Annotated in this window: 25 protein-coding genes; 18 read left to right on the plus strand and 7 right to left on the minus strand. The window is 68.3% G+C overall.

All coding sequences use genetic code 11. The annotated features are described in order from the left end of the window. Nucleotides 1–90: 90 nt before the first annotated feature. The gene (locus N5K27_RS08480; protein WP_279815772.1) at nt 91–1077 is read right to left on the minus strand and encodes a LysR family transcriptional regulator; all 987 of its coding nucleotides are present in this window, start codon (nt 1075–1077) and stop codon (nt 91–93) included. An 82-nt stretch (nt 1078–1159) separates the two neighbouring features. Here N5K27_RS08480 and N5K27_RS08485 point away from each other — a divergent pair, with 82 nt between their 5' ends. Beyond that, complete coding sequence (locus N5K27_RS08485; protein ID WP_279815773.1) at nt 1160–2149, plus strand: tripartite tricarboxylate transporter substrate binding protein; 990 nt, start codon at nt 1160–1162, stop codon at nt 2147–2149. Nucleotides 2150–2160: 11 nt separating this feature from the next. After that, complete coding sequence (locus N5K27_RS08490; protein WP_279815775.1) at nt 2161–3051, plus strand: amidohydrolase family protein; 891 nt, start codon at nt 2161–2163, stop codon at nt 3049–3051. A 7-nt stretch (nt 3052–3058) separates the two neighbouring features. On the opposite strand, the gene metK is transcribed toward N5K27_RS08490, so the two are convergent. Then, nucleotides 3059–4219: a methionine adenosyltransferase gene (gene metK / locus N5K27_RS08495; protein ID WP_087838690.1), complete on the minus strand. Its 1161-nt coding sequence runs from the start codon at nt 4217–4219 to the stop codon at nt 3059–3061. Between the two features lie 266 nt (nt 4220–4485). On the opposite strand from metK, the gene N5K27_RS08500 reads away from it, so the two are divergent. Further along, nucleotides 4486–5331 carry a lysophospholipid acyltransferase family protein gene (locus N5K27_RS08500; protein WP_279815933.1) on the plus strand — a complete coding sequence of 282 codons (846 nt, stop codon included), beginning with the start codon at nt 4486–4488 and terminating at the stop codon, nt 5329–5331. Nucleotides 5332–5341: 10 nt separating this feature from the next. Here N5K27_RS08500 and N5K27_RS08505 read toward each other — a convergent pair whose 3' ends face one another. From N5K27_RS08505 to N5K27_RS08515, 3 genes are all read right to left on the minus strand, one after another. Next, entirely contained in the window at nt 5342–5743 is a 402-nt protein-coding gene (locus N5K27_RS08505; protein WP_087838688.1) for a cupin domain-containing protein, read from the minus strand. Then, nucleotides 5727–6146: a nitrilase-related carbon-nitrogen hydrolase gene (locus N5K27_RS08510; RefSeq protein WP_279815777.1), complete on the minus strand. Its 420-nt coding sequence runs from the start codon at nt 6144–6146 to the stop codon at nt 5727–5729. The genes N5K27_RS08505 and N5K27_RS08510 overlap by 17 nt, the downstream gene beginning before the upstream one ends. 177 nt (nt 6147–6323) lie before the next feature. Continuing rightward, nucleotides 6324–6485, minus strand: coding sequence for a 3-keto-5-aminohexanoate cleavage protein (locus N5K27_RS08515; protein WP_279815779.1), 162 nt, complete (start codon nt 6483–6485; stop codon nt 6324–6326). 68 nt (nt 6486–6553) lie between these two features. On the opposite strand from N5K27_RS08515, the gene N5K27_RS08520 reads away from it, so the two are divergent. From N5K27_RS08520 to N5K27_RS08540, 5 genes are all read left to right on the plus strand, one after another. After that, entirely contained in the window at nt 6554–7375 is an 822-nt protein-coding gene (locus N5K27_RS08520) for a tripartite tricarboxylate transporter substrate-binding protein (protein WP_279815781.1), read from the plus strand. Continuing rightward, nucleotides 7345–8547: a CoA transferase gene (locus N5K27_RS08525; RefSeq protein WP_279815783.1), complete on the plus strand. Its 1203-nt coding sequence runs from the start codon at nt 7345–7347 to the stop codon at nt 8545–8547. Before N5K27_RS08520 ends, N5K27_RS08525 begins: the two co-directional genes overlap by 31 nt. Next, the gene (locus N5K27_RS08530) at nt 8544–8993 is read left to right on the plus strand and encodes a hypothetical protein (RefSeq protein ID WP_279815785.1); all 450 of its coding nucleotides are present in this window, start codon (nt 8544–8546) and stop codon (nt 8991–8993) included. Before N5K27_RS08525 ends, N5K27_RS08530 begins: the two co-directional genes overlap by 4 nt. Nucleotides 8994–9000: 7 nt before the next feature. Beyond that, the gene (locus N5K27_RS08535) at nt 9001–9333 is read left to right on the plus strand and encodes a MaoC family dehydratase (RefSeq protein ID WP_279815786.1); all 333 of its coding nucleotides are present in this window, start codon (nt 9001–9003) and stop codon (nt 9331–9333) included. A gap of 207 nt (nt 9334–9540) precedes the next feature. Then, nucleotides 9541–10329 carry a citryl-CoA lyase gene (locus tag N5K27_RS08540; RefSeq protein WP_279815788.1) on the plus strand — a complete coding sequence of 263 codons (789 nt, stop codon included), beginning with the start codon at nt 9541–9543 and terminating at the stop codon, nt 10327–10329. A 45-nt stretch (nt 10330–10374) separates the two neighbouring features. Here N5K27_RS08540 and gcvA read toward each other — a convergent pair whose 3' ends face one another. After that, complete coding sequence (gene gcvA / locus N5K27_RS08545; RefSeq protein ID WP_279815790.1) at nt 10375–11304, minus strand: transcriptional regulator GcvA; 930 nt, start codon at nt 11302–11304, stop codon at nt 10375–10377. A 200-nt stretch (nt 11305–11504) separates the two neighbouring features. On the opposite strand from gcvA, the gene N5K27_RS08550 reads away from it, so the two are divergent. Beyond that, nucleotides 11505–12488, plus strand: coding sequence for a tripartite tricarboxylate transporter substrate binding protein (locus N5K27_RS08550; protein ID WP_279815792.1), 984 nt, complete (start codon nt 11505–11507; stop codon nt 12486–12488). Between the two features lie 153 nt (nt 12489–12641). Here the strand turns inward: N5K27_RS08550 and N5K27_RS08555 are convergent, their stop codons facing one another. Continuing rightward, nucleotides 12642–14288: an ATP-binding domain-containing protein gene (locus N5K27_RS08555; RefSeq protein ID WP_279815794.1), complete on the minus strand. Its 1647-nt coding sequence runs from the start codon at nt 14286–14288 to the stop codon at nt 12642–12644. Between the two features lie 89 nt (nt 14289–14377). Here N5K27_RS08555 and dapF point away from each other — a divergent pair, with 89 nt between their 5' ends. The 9 genes from dapF (at nt 14378) to N5K27_RS08600 (ending at nt 21666) form a co-directional block, all read left to right on the plus strand. Next, nucleotides 14378–15253 (plus strand): diaminopimelate epimerase, encoded by an 876-nt coding sequence (gene dapF, locus N5K27_RS08560; RefSeq protein WP_087838675.1) that lies wholly within the window; start codon nt 14378–14380, stop codon nt 15251–15253. Between the two features lie 70 nt (nt 15254–15323). Continuing rightward, the gene (locus tag N5K27_RS08565) at nt 15324–15992 is read left to right on the plus strand and encodes a DUF484 family protein (RefSeq protein ID WP_279815796.1); all 669 of its coding nucleotides are present in this window, start codon (nt 15324–15326) and stop codon (nt 15990–15992) included. Nucleotides 15993–16057: 65 nt separating this feature from the next. Next, the gene (xerC, locus tag N5K27_RS08570) at nt 16058–17017 is read left to right on the plus strand and encodes a tyrosine recombinase XerC (RefSeq protein WP_087838753.1); all 960 of its coding nucleotides are present in this window, start codon (nt 16058–16060) and stop codon (nt 17015–17017) included. Between the two features lie 119 nt (nt 17018–17136). Next, nucleotides 17137–18330, plus strand: a complete 1194-nt coding sequence (locus N5K27_RS08575) for a class I SAM-dependent rRNA methyltransferase (protein WP_087838673.1) — start codon at nt 17137–17139, stop codon at nt 18328–18330. Between the two features lie 306 nt (nt 18331–18636). Then, nucleotides 18637–19125: a transcriptional repressor gene (locus N5K27_RS08580; protein ID WP_132979578.1), complete on the plus strand. Its 489-nt coding sequence runs from the start codon at nt 18637–18639 to the stop codon at nt 19123–19125. A gap of 35 nt (nt 19126–19160) precedes the next feature. After that, nucleotides 19161–20291 (plus strand): GTP-binding protein, encoded by a 1131-nt coding sequence (locus N5K27_RS08585; RefSeq protein ID WP_279815800.1) that lies wholly within the window; start codon nt 19161–19163, stop codon nt 20289–20291. 167 nt (nt 20292–20458) lie between these two features. After that, nucleotides 20459–20947, plus strand: coding sequence for an RNA polymerase-binding protein DksA (dksA, locus tag N5K27_RS08590; protein ID WP_087838669.1), 489 nt, complete (start codon nt 20459–20461; stop codon nt 20945–20947). 104 nt (nt 20948–21051) lie between these two features. After that, entirely contained in the window at nt 21052–21282 is a 231-nt protein-coding gene (locus N5K27_RS08595; protein WP_087838667.1) for a hypothetical protein, read from the plus strand. A 3-nt stretch (nt 21283–21285) separates the two neighbouring features. Continuing rightward, nucleotides 21286–21666: a type II toxin-antitoxin system death-on-curing family toxin gene (locus N5K27_RS08600; RefSeq protein ID WP_087838666.1), complete on the plus strand. Its 381-nt coding sequence runs from the start codon at nt 21286–21288 to the stop codon at nt 21664–21666. Nucleotides 21667–21727: the final 61 nt, after the last annotated feature.

Below are 21727 nucleotides of genomic sequence, written 5' to 3' on the forward strand. Positions count from 1 at the left end.
GGGCCCGTGCCGAGGCATGCGGGAGGACCGTCGATTCGCCGCCAGTCTAGGCAACCGGGGTGGCGCGGACAAATGAATTGTTTGGCGGATTCATGCGCGCTGTTCATGGACGGCCGCCAGGCGGTCCCGGATCTCGGCCACCAGCAGGTCGCGCATGGCCTGCGCGGCCGGAGCGAGCACGGCGCCGTGGCGCGTGACCACCGCCAGATGACGTGCCACCGAGGGACCGGCCAGCGGCCGCGTGACCACGCCGGGCGCCCTGGTGGCCGACAGCGCCGGCACCACGGTCAGCCCCAGCCCGTTGGCGACGAAATCCAGTGCGATCGACGTGTGCTGGGCCTCGTAGGCCCAGCGGAACTGCAGGCGGCGATCGCCCAGCGCATCGTCGATGGTGGCCGCGTTGCCGGCGGGCAGGCTGATACGGATCAGGGGTTCGCCGCGCAGGCGCTCCCAATCCACTTCCCTGGCCCGTGCCAGGCGGTGGCGGGGCGGGCAGGCCAGCACGAACGGTTCTTCGGCGAACACGTCCATGTCCAGCCCGAACCGGTTCGAGCTGGCCAGCGACACGCCGAAGGCCGCGGTGCCGTTGTGCACGTGCTCGGCGATCTCGCCGATGGAATCGTCCAGCACGCGCACCGAGATGTCCGGATGCTGCGTCGCGAAGCGCAGCAGCGCCGGCGACAACTGGGTGGCCGCCAGGGTCGGTAGGCAGCCGAACACCAGCCAGTGCGGCGCGCTGCCCGCGTGCTGGCGCACGGTATCGTAGGACAGCTCCAGCTCCTGCATGGCCTTGCGCACGCGCGGCAGCAGGGCGCGGCCGGCATCGGTCAGCGTGATCGCGCGCGTGGTGCGCGTCAGCAGCTTCATGCCCAGGCTGTCCTCCAGCTTGCGCAGGCGATGGCTGACCGCTGTCTGGGACAGGTTCAGGTGCGTGGCGGCCGGCAGGAAGCCGCCTTGCTCGACGATGCAGAGAAAGGCCTGCATGCCGAGGAAATCGATTTGCATGGATGCCTCGTCGGAAGGAAAACGGCACAGCGACATCATCATCACGAGCGGGGCGGCATGCAAGGAATTCATGGACTGGTGCAAAACAATCATTTGAGGCGGGTCGGCCACCGCCTCTAAGCTCAGCGTCCCGCAAACCAGGAGGCGAGACCCGATGCCGTGCCCATACCCTGTCCGTCGCGCGTGGCTGCATGCCGCCGCCTGCCTCGGCGCCAGCCTGGCACTGGCCGCGCCGGCCGAGGCTGCCCGCTATCCGTCCCGGCCGGTCACGATGGTGGTGCCGTTCTCGGCCGGCGGTTCGGTGGACGCCGTGGCGCGCATGCTGGCCGCGCAGCTCGGCCGGCGGCTCGACGCTCAGTTCGTGGTCGAGAACGTTCCTGGCGCCGGTGGCGTGATCTCCACCCAGCGCGTCGCCCGCGCGGCGCCCGACGGCTACACACTGCTGTTCACCACGCCCAACCACACCATCAATCCGGCGATCACGCCACGCCTGTCCTTCGATACGGAAAAGGACTTCGCGCCCATCGGACTCATCGCGCAGATCCCCGAGCTGCTGGTGGCCAACGGCCAGCAGCCCTTCGACGACTTCAAGGGCTTCGTCGATTTCGCCCGCAAGAACCCGGGCAAGCTGACCTACGGTTCGGCAGGCAACGGCACGCTGCCCCACGTCACGATGGAACTCCTGCTGGAGAGACTGGGCATCCAAGTCGTGCACGTGCCCTACAAGGGGGCGGCGCCGGCGCTCAACGACCTGCTGGGTGGCCAGATCGCGGTCAAGATGGACACCGTCACCACCTCGCAGCCCCATTTCGCCAGCGGACGGATCAAGCCGCTGGCCATCGCCAGCGCGAAGCGCTCCGCGTTGCTGCCCGAGGTGCCGACCATCGCCGAGTCCGGCGTGCCGGGCTACGAAGGCATCCTGTGGCTGGGCGTGCTGGCGCCGGCGGGCACGCCGCGCGAGGTGATCGACGTGTTGCACCGGACGATGGCGGATATCGGCAAGGACCCCGCCTGGAACAGCCAGTTGCAGGCGGCGGGCGTGGAGCCCAGGACCAGCACGCCCGAGGACTTCGCCGGCATGATCTCGGCCGAGATCCGGCAATGGAAGGACGTGGTGCGGCGTGCCCGCATCACCGCGGACTGATGGAGAACCCCATGTCCGGCCAGGACGCGCTTCCGCTGACGCCGCCGCCCGACCCGCACCCGCGCAAGCCCCGGCTGGCCGCGCCGGCGGGCGCCATCGATTGCCATGTGCACTTGTTCGGACCCGCCAGCCGCTATCCGTTCCATCCGGGCAGCAAGTATCGCTCGGCGGACGCGCTGCCCGAAACCAACATCGCCTTGCAGGACACCTTGGGATTGTCCGGCGCGGTGGTGGTCAGCGGCGCCGGCTACGGCCAGAACCCGGACCACCTGGCCGAAGTGCTGCGGCGCTTCCCGGACCGCTTTCGCGGCGTGGCGCTGCTGCCCGACGACGTGGACCGCGCGCGCGTGGCCGAGCTCGACGCGCTGGGCGTGCGCGGCGCCCGCTTCGTCAGCCACGGCCATCGCGGCGCCTTGCCCCGATTGTCGTCGCCGCGCATCCCCGAGCTGATCGCCGAGTTCGGCTGGCACGTCCAGTTCTATCCGCATGGCACCGACCTGGTCGAACATGCCGATGCGCTGCTGCGGCTGCCCAACCGCATCGTGCTGGACCACTTCGCCTGCATTCCCGCCGCGGGCGGGGTGGAGCAGCCGGCCTTCCGGCGGCTGCTGGAGCTGCTGGATACCGGGCGTGTCTGGGTGAAGATCTCCGGCCCCATGCGCAGCACGGCACAGGACTACCCCTATGCCGCCGTCACGCCTCTGGCGCGCGCGTTGGTGCGCCATGCGCCCGAACGCCTGTTGTGGGGCAGCGACTGGCCCCACACGAACATGCAGGGCAGGGGCATGCCCAACGACGGCGACCTGTTCGACCTGCTGGCCGAGTGGGTGGAGGACCGTTCGGTGCTCGAACGGATCCTGGTCCGCAATCCGCGCGAAGTCTACGGAGACTTCGGCGGGTAGCGAGGCGTTACCGCGCCGACCGCAGCGCCGCCGCCTTGTCGGTGGCTTCCCAGCTGAACTCGGGCTCGGAGCGGCCGAAGTGGCCGTAGGCGGCCGACTTCTGGTAGATCGGGCGCAGCAGGTCCAGCATGTTGACGATGCCCTTCGGACGCAGGTCGAAGTGCTCGCGCACCAGCTTGGCGATCTGGTCGTCGGGGATGACGCCGGTGCCGTAGGTGTCGACCGTGATGTTGATGGGCTCGGCCACGCCGATGGCGTAGCTGACCTGGATCTGCGCGCGCGTGGCCAGGCCCGCGGCGACGATGTTCTTGGCCACGTAGCGGGCGGCATACGCGGCCGAACGGTCGACCTTGGACGGGTCCTTGCCCGAGAACGCGCCGCCGCCGTGCGGGCACGCGCCGCCGTAGGTGTCGACGATGATCTTGCGGCCGGTCAGGCCGCAGTCGCCCTGCGGGCCGCCGATGACGAAGCGGCCGGTGGGGTTGACCAGGTAGCGGGTCTTGTCGGTGATCAGGCCATCGGGGAAGGTCTTCTTGATGATCTCTTCGATGACGGCTTCGCGGATGGTGTCCTGGCTGACGTCCGGCGAGTGCTGCGTGGACAGCACCACGGTGTCGACCTCGACCGGCTTGCCGTCGACGTAGCGGAAGGTGACCTGCGACTTGGCGTCGGGACGCAGCCACGGCAGGCGGCCGTCCTTGCGCAGTTCGCTCTGGCGCTGGACCAGGCGGTGCGAATACCAGATCGGCGCGGGCATCAGGTCGGGCGTTTCGCTGCACGCGTAGCCGAACATCAGGCCCTGGTCGCCGGCGCCCTGGTTCAGGTAGTCGTCCGAGGCGCGGTCCACGCCCTGGGCGATGTCGGGCGACTGCTTGTCGTAGGCGACCAGTACCGCGCAGCCCTTGTAGTCGATGCCGTAGTCGGTGTTGTCGTAGCCGATGCGCTTGATGGTGTCGCGGGCGACCTGGATGTAGTCGACGTTGGCGCGCGTGGTGATCTCGCCCGCCAGCACGACCAGGCCGGTGTTGCACAGCGTTTCCGCAGCCACGCGCGAGGTCGGGTCCTGCGCGAGGATGGCGTCCAGGATGGCGTCGGAGACCTGGTCGGCGACTTTGTCGGGGTGTCCTTCGGAGACGGATTCCGAAGTGAAGAGGTAGGAATTGGCCACTCGATAGTCCTTTGAAAGCTGACCGGCGCGCACGCCGGCTATCGGTTCCGCGGCGTGTTGCACGTTGCTGGGTCTTGGACCTGTGGCGAGCAGCGACGCTTTAGCGGCATTTATGCGCGCACCGGACGGGCCGGCGCCGCGATCGCCCCGCAAGTTGTCTGTTAACTCGGCGATCTTTTCCATTTTAGGGGAAAATCCCGATGGAGCCCACCCCCCTTGCCGGCAACGTGGCGGCGGGGCTTGTCATTCGAGGTTCGGATCGTTCGATGCTGCTGACTTTCTATCGTTTGCTCGCGCGGCTGCCGCTGGGCTGGCTGCACCGCCTGGGGCGCTGTCTGGGACTGCTGGTGTATCGCGGTTCCGCCGACTATGCCGCGCGCCTGCGCGCCAACGCCGCCCTGGGCGGCTATGAAGGCGAGGATTTCGCGCGCCGCTCGGCCGCCGCCGCGGGCGAGGGCGCGCTGGAGATCCCGCGCGTCTGGTTCCGTCCCGACCGGGCGCTGGCCGAGTGCCGCACCGACGACTGGGACGCGGTGCAGGGCGCGCTGGACGAGGGCAAGGGCATCCTGTTCCTGACGCCGCACCTGGGCTGCTTCGAGGTCGCGGCGCGTTACTACGCCCACCGGGGCGGCCCCATCACGGTGCTTTACCGGCCGCCGCGCAAGGCCTGGGTATCGCAGCTGGTCGAGGGCGGCCGGCGCGGTCCGAACCTGGACACCGCGCCCGCCAACCTGCAGGGGGTGCGCCAACTGGTGCGGGCCCTGCGCCGTGGCGAGGCCATCGGCATCCTGCCGGACCAGGTGCCCGGCAACGGCGAAGGCGTCTGGGCGCCGTTCTTCGGCAAACCCGCTTTCAGCATGGTGCTGCCCGGCCGGCTGGCGGCGCAGACCGGCGCCGCCGTGGTGCTGGCGGCGGGCGAGCGACTGCCCGGCGGGCAGGGCTGGAAGGTCCATTTCGTGCGGCTACCCGGCCCGGTGCCCGAGACGGCCGAAGACCAGGCCGCCTGGGTCAATGCCGGCATGGAGGCCATGATCCGGCGTTGTCCCGAGCAATACCTGTGGGGCTACAACCGCTACAAGGCGCCACGCGGCGAGACCCCGCCGGCGGCATGACGCGCGGGCATCACTCGGTGAAGAACTTCGCCCCGCCGAAGAAGCGGTTGGGCTTCATGAAGACCGACAGGAAGGTCGCCCCTTCCGGGGCGCGGGCGATGTGGATGTTGCCGCCCGGCCGCCAGACGAAGCCCCCCGGACCCACCTCGCCCTCGTCGTCCACCAGGCGTCCGGACAGGATGTAGGTTTGCTCCAGCGCCGTGTGCTCGTGCAGGGGCACGACCGAACCGGGCGCCATCCGGAACAGGATGGTCGACATGCCGCTGTCGGCATCGGCATACAGGATCTTCATGTCGATGCCGGGGAAGTCCGTCGGGTGCCAGGCCATGGCGGCGGCATCGACGTAGCGCGAGCGAAGGTTCGGGGGCTGGCTCGGCCGGGCGGGCGAGCGCTGTTCATGCGGTTGTGTCATGAGGCATTCCGTCGGAGGGAACAAGTGGGGAAGGGCCCGCCAGCCGCAGGCTGAACGCGCGCTCGTGGGACAGGCCGGGCAGCTCCGCGCGGACCCGAGTCACGGCGGCCAGGTCCAGCGGCACGGTCAGGCAGCCGGGCTCGTCGCCCAGTTCGCCCAGCGTGTCGCCCCAGGGGTCCAGCGCCAGGCTGTGGCCGTAGCTGGCCCGGCCGCCGGGGCTGTCGCCGCAGGTCGCGGGCGCCAGCACGAAGGCGCCGTTCTCGATGGCACGGGCGCGCAGCAGCGCATGCCAGTGGGCGGCGCCGGTGGCGCGGGCGGGGGACCACGAAGATGCGCGCGCCGGCCAGCGTGGCGTCGAACAGGTGGAGCTTGTCGTAGCGGGCGGCCAGGCGGCCTGCGGCATCGAACAGCAGGCTGCGGTTGAACATGTGGCGCGGTCCGTCGGGAACCACGAGCGAGCCCAGCAGCACCCACATGTCCAGCTCCCGCGCGAGGTTGCGCACGGCGGTTTCGACGTCGTCGGCACGGTCCGGACCCGGCCGCACCTGCGCCAGCGCGACGCGCAACGGTTCTTCCGTGGTCATCGCGGCGGCAGGCCGATCAGGCGCCGCGCCTCGTCGGGCGCGGCCGGGTCCATGTCGAGCGCGTGCAGGATCTGCACCGCGCGCTCGACCAGTTCCGCGTTGCTGCGGGCCTGCACGCCTTGCGACAGGTACAGGTTGTCCTCCAGCTCCACGCGCACGTGGCCGCCCTAGCCCCAGGCGTGCCACCAGCCCGGCGCAACCGCCGCCTGGCGACGAGGAGATCTTCATGCATTCCCTGCTACGCTACGTCCCGCTTGCCTGCGCCATCGCGTTCGCCGGTCCCGCGCCGGCCCAGAATGGTTATCCCTCCAAAGCCGTGCGCATCATCGTCGGCGCCGCGCCCGGCGGCCCGACCGATCTGGTCGCACGGCTGCTTGGGGAAAAGCTGTCGCAGGACATGGGAGTTCCTTTCATCGTGGAGAACCGCGGAGGGGGCGTCGGCGTGATCGCCTCCGAGACCGTCGCGCGCGCCGAGCCCGACGGCTACACGCTGCTGATGGGTTCAGTCAGCACGCATGGCATCAATCCCGCGCTGTATCGCAAGCTCAATTACGACGCGTTGAAGGATTTCGCGCCAATCTCCCAGGTGGTGTCCTATCCGCTGGTGCTGCTGGTCAATCCGACCACCGTGCCGGTGTCCAATATGGGCGAGTTCCTGGCTTACGTCCGCAAGCATCCGGGCAAGGTGAATCGCGGTTCGGCCGGCAATGGCACCTCGATGCACATTGCCGGCGAACTCTTCAAGAGCCTTGGCTCAAGTCATGCAGCCCGTGGGCGATTCGCCCGAATCCTTCAGCCGCTTCATCCGGAGCGAGATCGCCAAGCGGGGGGCGGTGGTGAGGGAGTCGGGCGCGACGGTGGATTGAAGACTTTCGCTCCGCTGCCGGGCACGAGGCCGCCAGCCCCTCCACGTGAGTTTTCCTCACGCCCCTCCCCGACTTATTCGATTGAGCGCGGCGTCCGCCCTGCGCATGATCTCTCCACCGGCAAGCCATCGTGCCGGAGCACGGAGAGAGCATGCTTTCATCATTCACTGTCCTGGACCTGACCTGGGTGCTCGGCGGCCCGTTCGCCGGCCAGTTGCTGGCGCAGCTCGGCGCCGAGGTCATCAAGATCGAGCCGCTCGAAGGCGACATGGCGCGCCAGGTGTCGCGCCATGCCATGGAGTTCGAGGGCGACCCGGGCTTTTTCCTGTCGGTCAACCGGGGCAAGTCCAGCCTGGCGCTGGATCTCAAGAACCCGAAGGGCCGCGAGGTGTTCTACGATCTGGTGCGCCGCAGCGACGCCGTGCTCTACGGCTTCGCGCCCGACGTGCCCAGGCGGCTGGGGCTGGACCGCGACACCTTGCTGGCCATCAACCCCCGGCTGTGCATCGCCCAGTTGATCGGCCTGCATGACCAGCCCCCCTATGCCAGCGCGCCGGCCTTCGATCTGATCGTTCAGGCGCTCAGCGGCGTGATGAGCGTGACGGGCGAGCCCGGCGGCCGGCCGGTGCGGGTGGGCTACCAGATCGCCGACCTGGCGGGCGGGCTGTATCTCGCGCTGGCCTGCGTGGGCGGCATGCTCAAGGCGCTCAAGTCGGGCCGCGGCGATCTGGTGCAGGTCTCGCTGCTGGATTGCCAGCTCGCGCTGCTGACCTGGCAGGCGCAAAACTATTTCCTGTCTGGGGAGGTGCCAACCGCCAACGGCGCGCGCCACCCGGTCATCGCGCCCAGCGACATCTACCCGTGCCTGGACGGCCGCTTCATCGCGGTCTCGCCGACCGGCCAGCAGTTCTGGCAGACCTTTTGCGCGGCCATCGGCCGCACCGATCTTGCCGAGGATCCGCGCTTCAAGCTGGCCAAGGACAGGGTGGAGAACGTCGAGGCGCTGACCGCCATCCTGAACGAGGTATTCGCCGCGCGCGCCTCGACCGAGTGGGCCGAGCATTTGTTCGCGTCGCGCGTGCCGGCGGCGCCGGTGAACAGCGTCGCCGACGCGGTCGAGCAGCCGCTCGCCCGGCTGCGCGCCATGGTCGAGGAACTGCCACATCCGCGCTCGGGCAAGACCTTGCGCTTCCTGGGCAATCCCTTCAAGTACGCGGGGGCCGAACCCCTGTCCTATCCCCCGGCGCTGGGCGCGGACTCGCGCGCCACGCTGCGGCGCCTGTGCGGCTACGACGATGCCGCCATCGACCAGCTCGTTCAACAACGTGTCATTTCCGAAGGAGGACCAGCATGACGCGACCCAGCGAAGTCAAGCCCCGCGAAGGGGACCTGCCCGCCGCCCTGTTCAAGGATTGGCAGATCGGCGCGGAGTTTCCCGAACTGCGCTTCACCATCACGCCGGACGTGATCGACGAATACCTGTCGGTGGTCAGCGGCACGCCCGAAGCCTACGTGATCGACGGCCGCCGCGCCGCGCCGCCCAATGTGGTGGCGGTCTACCTGATGGCGGTGATGTACCGCAAATATCCGCCGCAGCAGGGCGGCATCATGATCGGCAATACCTTCTCCTTCCATCACCCGATCTGGGCCGACGAGGAAACCGAAGTCATCGGCTCGGGCCGGCTCGAAGACAAGTACGAGAAGAAGGGCCGCAAGTACATCTGCTATTCGGTCGACTTCCGCCGCGCCGACGGCCAGAAACTGACCAGCATCGTACACACCTCCGCCTTTCCCGAATGAGGACGCCATGGAACGCACCATCCCGCAGACCCAGGAAATGTTCGACGCCTACGGCCGCCTGAACGGCGACAACGACATCCTGCACTACGACGACGAATACGCCAAAGCGCGCGGCTTTCGCGGTACGCTCGGGCACGGCCTGATGTACCTGGGCTACGTGGCCGACCTGGCCGCGCGCAAGTACGGCAAGGACTGGCACACTCGCGGCGAGATCTCGGTCAAGTTCGTTGCCCCGGTCTGCCCCGGCGACGAGCTGAAGGTCTCCATCGACGACGATGGCCATGCCCAGTGCGAGTCGCAGTTCGGCAAGACCTTGGTGGGCTACGCAAAACTGGTATAGCCCTGGAGATGACCTCCCCTACGCGCTGACGCGCGGCCCCCAGAGGGCGGCACTGGCGGACCGGAAGGGAAGCCCACCTCTACGCGGCTACGCCGCGCCCCTCAAGGGGCGGCACTGGCGGACCGGCAAAGCCGGATCCGCGGTGCCCTGGGAAACCATACAGTGCATCGCGTGGCTAATGAGGGACGAACGGAAAAGGGAGTCGTGATGGCTGACCGGGGTGCCGAGGGGCCTTATACGCATACGGGGTATTCGGATGCGACGTCGGTGCGGGTGCGGGGCAAGGACCTGATCAATGAGCTGGTGGGGCATTGCAGCTTCACCGAGATGCTGTATTTCCTGACTTGCGGGCGCATGCCGCAGGCGGGGCAGGTGCGGGTGCTGGATGCGTGCCTGGTGACGCTGATGGAGCATGGGCTGACGCCGAGCGCCGTGATCGCCCGGCTGATGGCCGATAGCGTGCCGGAGGAGCCGCAGGTGGCGGTGGCGAGCGGGTTGCTGGCCATCGGCAGCGTGTTCGCGGGCACGACCGAGAATTGCGCGCGCCTGTTGCTGGAGATCGAGGCCGCGGCGCCGGCCGAGGAGCTGGAGCAGGCCATGGAGACGCGCGTCGCCCGGTTGCGCGGACAGCGCCTGCCAGCGCCGGGTTTCGGCCATGCCACGCACAAGCCCGACGATCCGCGCACGCCGCGCCTGCTGCAGGTCGCCCGCGAGGCCGGCCAGGCCGGCCGCTACGTGGCGCTACTGGAGCAACTGGGCGGGGTGGTCGATCGCGTCTACGGCCGCCACCTGACCATCAACGCCACCGGCGCGATGGGCGCGCTGTTCCTGGAGATCGGTATCCCGGTCGAGGCGATGCGCTGCTATTCGGTGGTGTCGCGCGCCGGCGGCCTGGTCGGCCATTTGCTGGAAGAGCGCGCCGTGCCCTCGGCGCGCATGATCTGGCGGATGAGCAAGCAGGCCGTGCCCTATCGCGAGCCGCCGGAAAGCGTGTAGCGCGTGTCGCGCCGGCACGACCCGCGTGTCCGCCGACGCATGGCCTTAGCGGCGATGCCGCTGGCCCAGCACCTCGACGCACAGGCGATCGGATTCGTCGCCCTGCTCGCACAGCCACTCGGTGAAGTCGTCCAGCAGCGCCCGGTGGGTGGTGTGCGGCGACGCGATCAGGTAGTAGCTCGGGTCGTAGACGCGCGGTGCGCCCAGCGGCGCCGCCAGCCTTCCCGCGGCGATGTCGTCCACCGCCAGCGGCTCCGGCACCAGCGCGATGCCCAGACCATCGACCGCGGCCTGGAGCGCGAAGTACATCTCCTCGAACATCAGCAGCCCGCCCGGCGTGATCGCTTCCAGGCCGGCCGCCGCGAACCATTGTTCCCAGGCATGCGGATGCGTGGACGCGTTGATCAGCGTATGCCGCGCCAGGTCCTGGCTGCCGCGGATGGACGCGCGCTCGAGGATCTCGGGCGCGCATACCGCCACGAGGTTGGTGCGCAGGAATTCGCGGCTGTCGAAACGGGCCAGCGGCGCGGGCAGCCGGCGGATCACCGCATCGAGTTCGGGCAACGCCATGGACTCCACCGGCGCGATGCTGGTGGTCAGGCGCAATTCCACCTCGGGATGCCGGCGCTGAAAGCCCGACATGCGCGGAATCAGCCATTTCATCGTGAACGTGGGTGGAGCGTTGATCGAAAGCACCACCCGGCCGGCCTTGCGGGTCAGCGCATAGGTGGACAGGGCGATGCGGTCGAGCGCCGGGCCGACCTCGGCCAGCAGCGTGCGGCCCTCGTCGGTGAGCTGTATCTGGTGGTTGAGCCGGCGGAACAGCTGCAGGCCCAGGTGGTGTTCGAGCGCCGCGACCTGCCGGCTGACGGCGCCGTGCGTGACGCAAAGCTCACTGGCGGCCTTGGTGAAGCTCAGATGCCTGGCGGCGGCTTCGAAGGCGCGTATGGCGTTCAAGGGGGGCAGACGGCGCATCGTTTGTGATGAAAACTCACGCTCCCATGAGCTTAAATGGATTGTGCCCGCATCGCTTATTCAACACATTAGGGGCTGACCCTGGCCGGATGCCGATGCCGTCTTCGTCGGCCCGCATTTCGCACCCGGCCGGCCCGCGCGGTGCGTTCCGGCCGAGCGGGCGGGCTCTCACGATAACAGCCATTCCGGAGACACCGATCATGACGGTTCGCACCCTTTTCGCCAGGCGGATGTGCCTGCTTTCCGTATGTGTGTTCTCGTGCGCGGCGCTGCCCGCGGCGGCGGAGTATCCCGACAAGCCCTTGCGCATCATCTGCGCGCACGCGCCCGGCGGGGCGGCAGATCAGCTGTCTCGCATCGTGGCCGACCGGCTGGGCCACGAACTGCACCAGACGGTCATCGTCGAGAACCGACCCGGCGCCAGCACCATGCTGGCCGCCGAGCAAGTCGCCCGATCGCCGGGCGACGGCTACACACTGCTGATGGCCACGGTGACGACGCTGTCGATCAACCCCTATCTGTACGGTCAGTTGCGCTACGATCCGGTGCGGGATTTCGAGCCGGTCACCGTGGTCGCTTCCACGCCGTTCTTCCTGGCGGTAAACGCCGGTGTCCCGGCCGCCAGCGTTTCGGAGCTGGTGGCGCTGGCCAAGCGCGAACCGCGCAAGCTGAACGTGGGCTCGTCCGGCAACGGCACCTCGTCGCACCTGGCGGCCGAGCTGTTCAACGACATGGCGGGCGTGCAGACCGTGCACGTGCCCTATAAGGCGACCGCCACGCGCAACAACGAACTGGCGGCGGGCGTGATCCAGATGGTGTTCGGCAACGACGTCATGCCCATGGTCCAGGCCGGCAAGGCGCGGGTCCTGGCCGTGACATCCAACAAGCGCCTGTCCGGCTATCCCGACATTCCCACCGTGGCCGAAAGCGGGGTGCCCGGGTTCGAGGCCAGCGTCTGGTACGGGCTGGTGGCGCCAAAAGGCACGCCGGACGCCGTCGTGCAGAAACTGCACGCGGCGCTGGCCAGGGTTCTTTCCACGCCGGACGTCAGGCGTCAGGTCATGACCTCGCTGGGCGGCGACGTCGTTGCCAACACGCCTGCGGAGTTCGCCGCGCTGATCCGCAGCGACGGGGAAAAGTGGCACCGGGTGATCCAGCGGGCCGGGATCAAGGTGACGGAATAGCGCCGCGCCGCCGGGAAGAGATCGCGTTACCGCGGCGCGGCCGATTTTGCCAGCCCGTCCCGGACCGCCGCCATCAGCGATCGCACCCGGATAGGCTTGGCGCAGTGGGCCTCCAAGCCCACCTCCATCGCCATCTGCAGATCCTGCCGGCTGTCAGACGACGTCCTGCAGCAGCGCCCCCAGTCCATGTTCCATCGCGTGTCGCGAAACGACCAGCTCCAGCCGCAGCATGGCCCGGGTCGCTCCCACGAACAGCTTGCGCGCCGTGCGCTCGTCGAGCTGGTCGAAATCCACTTCGGTGAACACGATGGCCGGCGCGGCCTGCCCCTTGAAGCGATAGACCGAGTCCATGAGCACTTCTCCGGCCGAGAACTCGGGTTTGCCGAACAGGTCGTAGCGGCCGCTGAAGGTCCGCATGGCATGGGGTCCGAGTTGCGGCTGGCCGAGCAGCGCGGAACTATCGCGCCCGCGGAAACTGACGACGGCGATGTCCGAACGCTGGAAGCCCGCGGCCAGGCATTGCGAGATGGCCTTCTTGGTTTGAGCCAGCAGTTCCGCTTCATTGCCGTAGACCTGCACGTGCAGGCCGCCGGCCGCGATGGGGCCGCGCGCCTCGATGCGTTGCCCATCGGGCGCGAGGCGGTTCAGCAGCTTGACGATGCTGCGCGGGCTTCGATAGTTGCTGTCGGCGCGCAGCGTGACCCACCCCGGCAGATGCACGGGCGGCTTGCCATACAGGTTCTGCATGGGGTCTTCGAGCCAGATCATGCGGGAGTGGGGCCGCGCGTGGCGCAGTACCTGGTCACGCCACTCGTCGGTGAAGTCCTGGCCCTCGTCGACGATGATGGTGTCGAAGCGCAGCGAATCGGGAACTTCTTCGCGCGCCGCGCGCGCCACCAGGGTGTCGAAGGCGTCCGGACCGGAGAAGTCCACGGGTTGGCCGGCGGCGTGCAGCACCTTGTCGCACAGCGTGTGGAAGGTGCAGGCCAGGCCGCCTTCGGGCGCGATGCCGTTGAAATGATCGGCCAGGGGCCGGTTGAAACACACGTACAGCGGCCGGCGCCCGGCATCGATCGTCGCGCGGAATTCGGCTTGCGACAGCTGGGTCTTGCCCGAGCCCGCCGTACCCACCACATGCAGCCGGAACGGCTCGAACTCCAGCCGCCGCGCCCAGTGCGCCAGGCCCCCCGAGATGCGGGTGACCAGCGCCCGCGCCTGCCCCACCAGGGCGTTGGCGTCGGGTTCGAGCTGGATGATGTCGTCCAGGAAGCGCCGCACGGCGGGCGCGGCCTGGGTGGCGGGCGCCTGCGGCAGCGCCAGCTGGATGACCGCGCACAGGCGGTCGCGTTCGGCGGCATCGACGATGCGTTCGGACGACAGGCCGGCGGTTTCCGGGTGGCGCACCGAGTAGTCCGGGCAGTACAGCAGGTATTCGACGCGGATGGCGTCCAGGTGCGGGCGCCGGGCCAGCCGGCCGCGCAGCACCGCCAGCTGGCGGGCGATCTGTATCGGCACGTTGGTGCTGTGGCTGGGGTATTTCTTGCAGAGCCCCTCGGGCGTTTCCTCCAGAAACCCGCTGACCTGCTCGATCAGCAGCAGGTCGCCGGCGGCGTTGACGATGGCGAAGTCGATGTCGCCATAGACGGAGAAGCCGTGCTCGACGTTGGTCCAGTGGACGGCGTGGTAGACGGTGTAGGAATCGGGCAGGCCGCGTTCGAGCGTGGCCAGGGTTTCGATTTCCCGGCGGGCGGCGCCGGTGGCGTTGATTTCCCGCCAACCGTCGGGGACGATACGAGCCATTGCGAGTTCCAGTAGACCGGCCAGTCGCCAGAATACCAAGCTCCGCCCCCGGCGGCGCGTGGTGCCTGGGCGCGGACTATAATTCCGGCATGACCTGGCACTTCACCAAAATGCATGGCGCGGGCAATGATTTCGTCGTCCTGGACGGCGTGCGCCAAGATATCCGGCTCACCCCCGAGCGGGCGCGCAAGCTCGCCCATCGGCAGTTCGGGATCGGCGCCGACCAGATCCTGCTGGTCGAGCGGCCCACCCGTTCCGATGCCGACTTCCGCTATCGCATTTTCAACGCCGACGGCGGCGAGGTCGAACACTGCGGCAACGGCGCCCGCTGCTTCGTGCGCTTCGTGCACGAGCAGGGGCTGACCGACCGCAATCCGGTGCGCGCCGAGATCTGCACCGGCATCATCGTGCTGAACGAACAGGACGATGGCGAGGTCAGCGTCGACATGGGCCGCACCAGTTTCGATCCGGCCGCCGTGCCGTTCGATCCGGCGGGCCTGACGCCGCGGCGTGAAGGCGCGGACGACGTCTGGCCGCTGGATGTGTCGGCGCCGGGCGAGGCCGAACGCATCGTCTGGGTGTCGGCCGTGGGCATTTCCAACCCGCATGCGGTGCAGGTGGTCGACGACGTCGACGCGGCGCCGGTGGCGTCCGTCGGTCCGCGGGTCGAGAGCCATCCGCGCTTTCCCCGCCGGGTCAATGCCGGCTTCATGCAGGTCGTCGGTCGCCACGACATCCGGCTGCGCGTCTACGAGCGCGGCGCGGGCGAGACGCTGGCCTGCGGCACGGGCGCTTGCGCGGCGGTGGCCGCGGGCATCCGCCGGGGGCTGCTGGAGTCGCCGGTGCGCGTGCAGACGCGGGGCGGCGTGCTGACCATCGCCTGGGACGGCGAGCAACTGCTGATGACCGGCCCGGCCGTGACCGTGTTCGAAGGCACTGTCGACGTCGACCGCCTCCTGGGCTAGAGGGGGGGAATCCACCCCCCACGCGCTTCGCGCGCCCTTGCCTTAATCAACAATGAATTCCGGAACGTACATGGACGCCAACGAAGTCGCGCAATACCTCAAGGACAACACCGATTTCTTCGAACGGCACGCCGAGCTGTTCTCCACCATGAAGGTGCCCCATCCCCACGAGGGCAAGGCCGTCTCGCTGGCCGAGCGCCAGGTGCTGGCGCTGCGCGAGCGCGTGCGCGGCATGGAGCTGCGGGTGTCGGAACTGGTGCGTGCCGCTTCCGAGAACGAACACATCTCCGACCGGTTGTTGCTGTGGAGCCGGGGCCTGCTCAAGGAGAGCGATCCGCAGGCGCTGCCCGCCGCCGTTGCCGGCGGCCTGGGCGAGATCTTCAGCGTGCCCGACGTGGCGCTGCGCATCTGGGCCGAGACCGCCCCGGGCGATGCCGAGGCCCCCTGGCGCGGAGAAGTCTCGGCCGATGCGCGAACCTTCGCCAATGGACTGATGTCGCCGTACTGCGGCCCCAACTCGGGCTTCGAGGCCGCGGCCTGGCTCGATCGCGAAGTGCGTTCGCTGGCCCTGATCCCGCTGCGCGTGGGCATCGCGCCCGAAGCCTTCGGCCTGCTGGTGCTGGCATCGCCCGACGCCGAGCGCTTCACGCCCTCGATGGGCACGACCTTCCTGACGCGCATCGGTGAACTGGCCAGCGCGTCGCTCTCGCGCCTCCTGACCGAGGCGCCGCGCGCCTGACCCATACCGTGGCCGACGATCCCCGTCCCGGTTCCGAGGCCACGGGGCCGGCGCTGGCCCGGCCCATGCTGGAATGGCTCGAACACCTGGGTTCGGGCCGCCGCTATTCCCCCCATACCCTGGCCGCCTACCGGCGGGACCTCGTCCACCTGGTCGAACTGGCCGATGACGTGCCGCTCGAGCGCGTGTCGCAGGGGCACGTGCGTCGCTACCTGGGACAACTGCACGCGCAGGGCATGAGCCCGCGCAGCCTGGCCCGCCTGCTGGCCAGCTGGCGCGGCTTCTACCAATGGTGGGCGCCGCGCGTGGGCATGCCCGGCAATCCGGCCGCGGGCGTACGCGGCCCCAAGGCGCCGCGCGGCCTGCCCAAGGCCTTGTCGGTGGACCAGACGCAGGCCCTGCTCGATCACACCCCGCCCGTCGCGGCGGAAGTCACCGGCCAGAGCGCCGAGCAGCGACATGCCATCGAATTGCGCGACACCGCCATGTTCGAACTGTTCTATTCCAGCGGCCTGCGCCTGTCCGAACTGGTGGGCCTGGACCTGGCCTACGCGCGCGAACCCGGCTACGAATCATCCAGCTGGCTGGACCTGGCCGAGGCCGAGGTCAGCGTGCTGGGCAAGGGCAGCAAACGCCGCATCGTGCCGGTCGGCACCCAGGCCTGCGAGGCCCTGCGCGCCTGGCTGGGCGCGCGTCCCGTTCTGGCCGCGGGCGGCGATGCCCACGCGCTGTTCGTCGGACTGCGCGGCCGCCGCATCTCGGCCCGCGTCGTCCAGGCGCAACTGGCCAGGCGCGGCCAGGCCGCGGGCGTGCCCACCCACGTGCATCCGCACGTGCTGCGCCACAGTTTCGCCAGCCACGTGCTGCAATCGGCCGAGGACCTGCGCGCGGTGCAGGAGATGCTGGGCCACGCCAGCATCTCGACCACCCAGATCTATACCCGGCTGGATTTCCAGCACCTGGCCAAGGTGTACGACAAGGCGCATCCGCGGGCGGGTCGCAAGGAACCCGGGAAGAAGGAATAGGGCGGATCCGTTCCAGGCCCTGCCAGGCGTGCGCGGGGAGCAATTTGGGCCTGGCGCCCGGCGGCGGTACCATGGCGGCCTGCCATCCGGCCCCATCCCTCCGCTTTGAAGAAGTCCCGATGAACGACGTCGTTCTCAAGCCCGGCAAGGAAAAGTCCCTGCTGCGGCGCCATCCCTGGGTCTATGCCACGGCCGTGGCGCAGGCCGTCGGCCGGCCGCTGGCCGGCGATACCGTGCGCGTGGTCGACAGCCGCGGCAATTTCCTGGCCTGGGGCGCCTACAGTCCCGATTCGCAGATACGCGTGCGCTGCTGGACCTTCCGCGAGGATGAGCCGGTGGATGCCGGGTGGATGGCCGCCCGGGTGGCCGACGCCGTGGCTCGCCGCGCGGCGCTGGCCGGCCGCACCGACGCGGTCCGGCTGGTGTTCGGCGAGGCCGACGCCCTGCCGGGTTTCGTGGCCGATCGCTATGCCGGCCAACTGGTGGTCCAGTTCCTGGCTGCCGGGGTCGAGCGCTGGCGCGAGGCCCTGGTCGATGCGCTGGTGGCCGCGACCGGCTGCGCCGACGTGTACGAACGCTCCGACGCCGCGGCGCGGGAACGCGAAGGCCTGGCACCCCGCACGGGCGTGCTCCGGGGGGCGGAGCCGCCCGCCGAGGTCGAGATCGTCGAGGATGGCGTGCGCTACGGCGTGGACGTGGTCCATGGCCACAAGACCGGCTTCTACCTGGACCAGCGCGAGAGCCGGCGCCGGGTGGCGGAGCTGGCCGCGCTGGTCGGGCCCGGCGCCACGGTGTTGAACTGCTTCTCGTACACGGGCGGTTTTTCGCTGGCGGCGATGCGCGCCGGGGCGGCGCGCGCCGTGTCGGTCGATTCGTCGGCCGACGCGCTGGCGATGGCCGCGCGCAACGCGGTCCGCAACGGCCTGCCGGAAGCGGCCTTCGAGTGCCGGGTGTCCAAGGTGGCCGAGGCGCAGAAGGCGCTGGCCGCCGAGGGACAGTTGTTCGATATCGTGGTGCTGGACCCGCCCAAGTTCGCCCCCTCGGTGCACCACGTGGACAAGGCGGCGCGCGCCTACAAGGACGTCAACCTGAAGGGCATGAAGCTGGTCAAGCCGGGCGGCTACCTGCTGACCTTCTCGTGTTCCGGCGCCATCAGCGTGGACCTGTTCCAGAAAATCGTGGCTGGCGCCGCGGTGGATGCGCGGCAGGACTTCGTGCTGCTGGAACGGCTGGCGGCCGGCATCGACCATCCCATGCGCATGACCCACCCCGAAGGCGAGTACCTGAAAGGGCTGCTGCTGCAGCGGGTCTAGCGGCGCGGCCGGAGCGGGCCAGGTGCCTGCCCGGATGGCCCGTTTCAGGGCGTATGTGCCCGCTGCCGTCGCAAACGGTTACCAAAATCGGCCGAAAGGCTTGAATTCCCCCAAAACGACCCCACATGTCGCGTTTGCCGGTGGCGATTCGTGGTACACCGTCCGGTGCTTTTTGTCTGGGGTCGCCTCCAGCGGAAAGCAATTGCGCCGCGGGGGCCTACCGGGGGTTAGTCCGGGTTTGCCCAGGCAAAGCGGCTTGTGCTGTAATCCGGCCCCGCTTGGCGGGCCGAACGGAAGGAGCGACGCGTGGAGGATCTGGCCCGCGAGGCGATACGTGCCCAAGGCGCACGAGTCACCGCGACACGGGTGCATGTCTTGGCAACCCTGATGGAGGCGGCAAGCGCGCTGTCGCACCAGGAGTTGTTCGACCGCATCGGGTCGTCGGTGTCGGTCGACCGGGTCACCGTGTACCGCGTGCTGGAATGGCTGGTGCAGTCCGGCCTCGCGCACCGCATCGCCGGGGAAGACCGCGTCTGGCGTTTCAGCGTCGCCCGGCCCGGCGACGAAGCGGGAGCGCCCCATGCGCACCACCACCACGGCGAGCCGCATGGGCACTTCCAATGCGATGTCTGCCGACGCATGTTCTGTATCGATGCACCGGTGGGTATCCAGCAGAATCTCGATCGCCTGCCCGACGGTTTCGAAGGGCGCGATGTGGAAATGGTCGTTCGCGGGCGCTGTCCCGCCTGCGTCCAGGCCGGCCGCGAAGCCGGCGACGAACGCAAAACGCATTGACGCGTCCCCGGACGCATGTGCAAGGAGCTGTATAGATGAAGGCTGCGGACAAAACACCGAAGCAGATTCCGGTAACTGTCCTGACGGGGTTCCTGGGCGCGGGCAAGACGACGCTGCTCAACCGGATTTTGAACGAGCATCATGGCCGCCGGATCGCCGTGATCGAGAACGAGTTCGGGCCGGAAGGCGTGGACAACGATCTCCTGATCCAGGACCGCGACGAACAGATCATCGAGATGAACAACGGCTGCGTGTGCTGCACGGTGCGCGGCGATCTGGTGCGCATCCTGATCGACCTCAAGGACAAGCGGCGCGCGGGCGCGCTGGACTTCGAGCGGGTCATCATCGAGACCACCGGCATGGCCAACCCCGGCCCGGTGTGCCAGACCTTCTTCATGGAAGACGAGGTGGCCAGCTACTTCAGGCTGGATGCCGTCATCACCGTGGTGGACGCCAAGCACGGCATGCAGACGCTGGACGAGCAGCCCGAGGCGCTCAACCAGGTTGGGTTCGCCGACCGCCTGCTGGTTTCCAAGGTGGACCTGGTCGAGGACGCCGACTACCAGGCCCTGCGTTCGCGCCTGGTCCACATCAACCCGCGCGCCACGATCACGCCGGTCAATTTCGGCGAAGTCGACCTGAAGGAAATCCTGGACATCAATGGCTTCAACCTGAACGCCATCCTGGACATCGATCCGGAGTTCCTGGCCGACGAGCATCCCGATGCCGCGACGCACGACCACGATCATGACCATGGACACGACCACGATCATGGCCACGGCCACGAGCACGGCGAGCACTGCGCGGTAGACGGCTGCGACGATCCCAGCCACCATCATGCGCACGGCCATCACCACCACCATCACGACGACGCCATCGGCGCCTTCGTCTTCAAGTCGGACAAGCCGTTCGATCCCATGCGCCTGGAGGAATTCCTGGGAGGCGTGGTGCAGGTGTACGGAACCGATTTATTGAGGTACAAGGGTATTCTGTACATGAGTGGCGTGAACCGCCGGATGCTGTTCCAGGGCGTGCACATGCTGATGGGCGCCGATGCCGGCCGGGCCTGGGCGCCGGGCGAGAAGCGCGGCAGCAAGCTGGTCTTCATTGGTCGCAACCTGCCTCGCGACGTCTTCATGCACGGCCTGGAGCAATGCCTAGTGTAGGTCGCCCCCCTACGCGCTGACGCGCGCCCCCAGGGGGCGGCGCTGGCGGACCGGCGGAGCCGGATCCGCGGCGCCCATGGTGGGATACCCGGCTCGCCGGGAGCGATTGGAATATGCGGTGCTGTGTGGGAATTGGAAAGCCTTATTGATTCGCGCGGAGCATTTTCATGGCAACGAAAGCGTCGAGCAAAACCTTAAAAGTCACTCAGGAGGACGCGTTGGAAAACGTGATGACCAAGCCGGCCGAGGCCGTGCTCTCTGAAAAAGAGTTGTTGGCCATGCCCGAGGCCGACTATATGAACGAAGCGCAGCTTGCCTTTTTCAAGAGCCGGCTCCAGGAAATCGAGCGCGAACTGCTGCAGAACGCCGGTGAAACCACCGAGCACCTGCGCGAGACGCCTTTCGTGCCGGATCCGGCCGATCGCGCCACGATCGAGGAAGAGCATGCGCTGGAACTGCGCACGCGCGACCGCGAGCGCAAGCTGCTGAAGAAGGTCCAGCAGGCGCTGGGCCGCATCGAGTCGGGCGAGTACGGCTGGTGCGAGGAAACCGGCGAGCCCATCGGCGTCGCCCGGTTGCTGGCGCGGCCCACGGCCACGCTGTCGCTGGAGGCGCAGCAACGCCGCGAATTGCGGCAGAAGCTGTACGGCGACTGACGCGATCGTCCGCGCGATCCGTATGAACGGCGCCTCTGGCGCCGTTTTTTTCGCGAAAACTTGCTTTATCATGAAGTATCAAGATGAATCATGATGGAACGGCCATGACCACAACCGTTCGGGAGAAATTCTCCTCTCAAGCCGCCCCTGAAGTGCTCGCCGCCTTGCGCCAGATCGCGGAAACCCAGGGACGCCAATTCCAGGCAGTGCTGGATGACGCATTGCGCGATTACATCGACAGGCAGCAAAAAGAACGTCCCCGCCGCCACGTCATGGCTGCGTTCGCGTCGAGTGTGGACGAATTCGACAGTCTGTATCGCGAACTGGCCAAGTAGACCGTGTCGCACGATTATCTGACCGTGGCGGACGTGCTGGGCATGCATGCGCTATTGATGCAGCGCTACGGTGGCGCGCCGGGCGTACGTGATCCGGGTGCAATCGAAGCGGCACTGTTTCGGCCGCAAACCGGCTATTACGAGGATATCGTGGCCGAAGCCGCGGCCCTGATGGAAAGCATGGCGATCAATCATCCGTTCGTGGACAGCAACAAGCGCATCGCTTTCGCCGCGGCCGACGTGTTCCTGCGCATCAATGGCTGGCGCCTGCAACGGCGACCGGCGCGTATCCACAAGGAGACGATGCAGATGTTCGAGGCAGGAACGTTCGATATTGCCCATCTCGATCCGTGGCTGCGCGGGTTTGCGGTTTCCGGGGAATAAGGCTCAGGGCGGGAGACCCACCTCTTGAATCGGGCCCCGTCGCCCCCACTATCCAGAAGTC

It is taken from the genome of Pigmentiphaga sp. GD03639 (assembly GCF_029845405.1).
In the GTDB taxonomy this organism is placed as follows: domain Bacteria; phylum Pseudomonadota; class Gammaproteobacteria; order Burkholderiales; family Burkholderiaceae_B; genus Pigmentiphaga; species Pigmentiphaga daeguensis.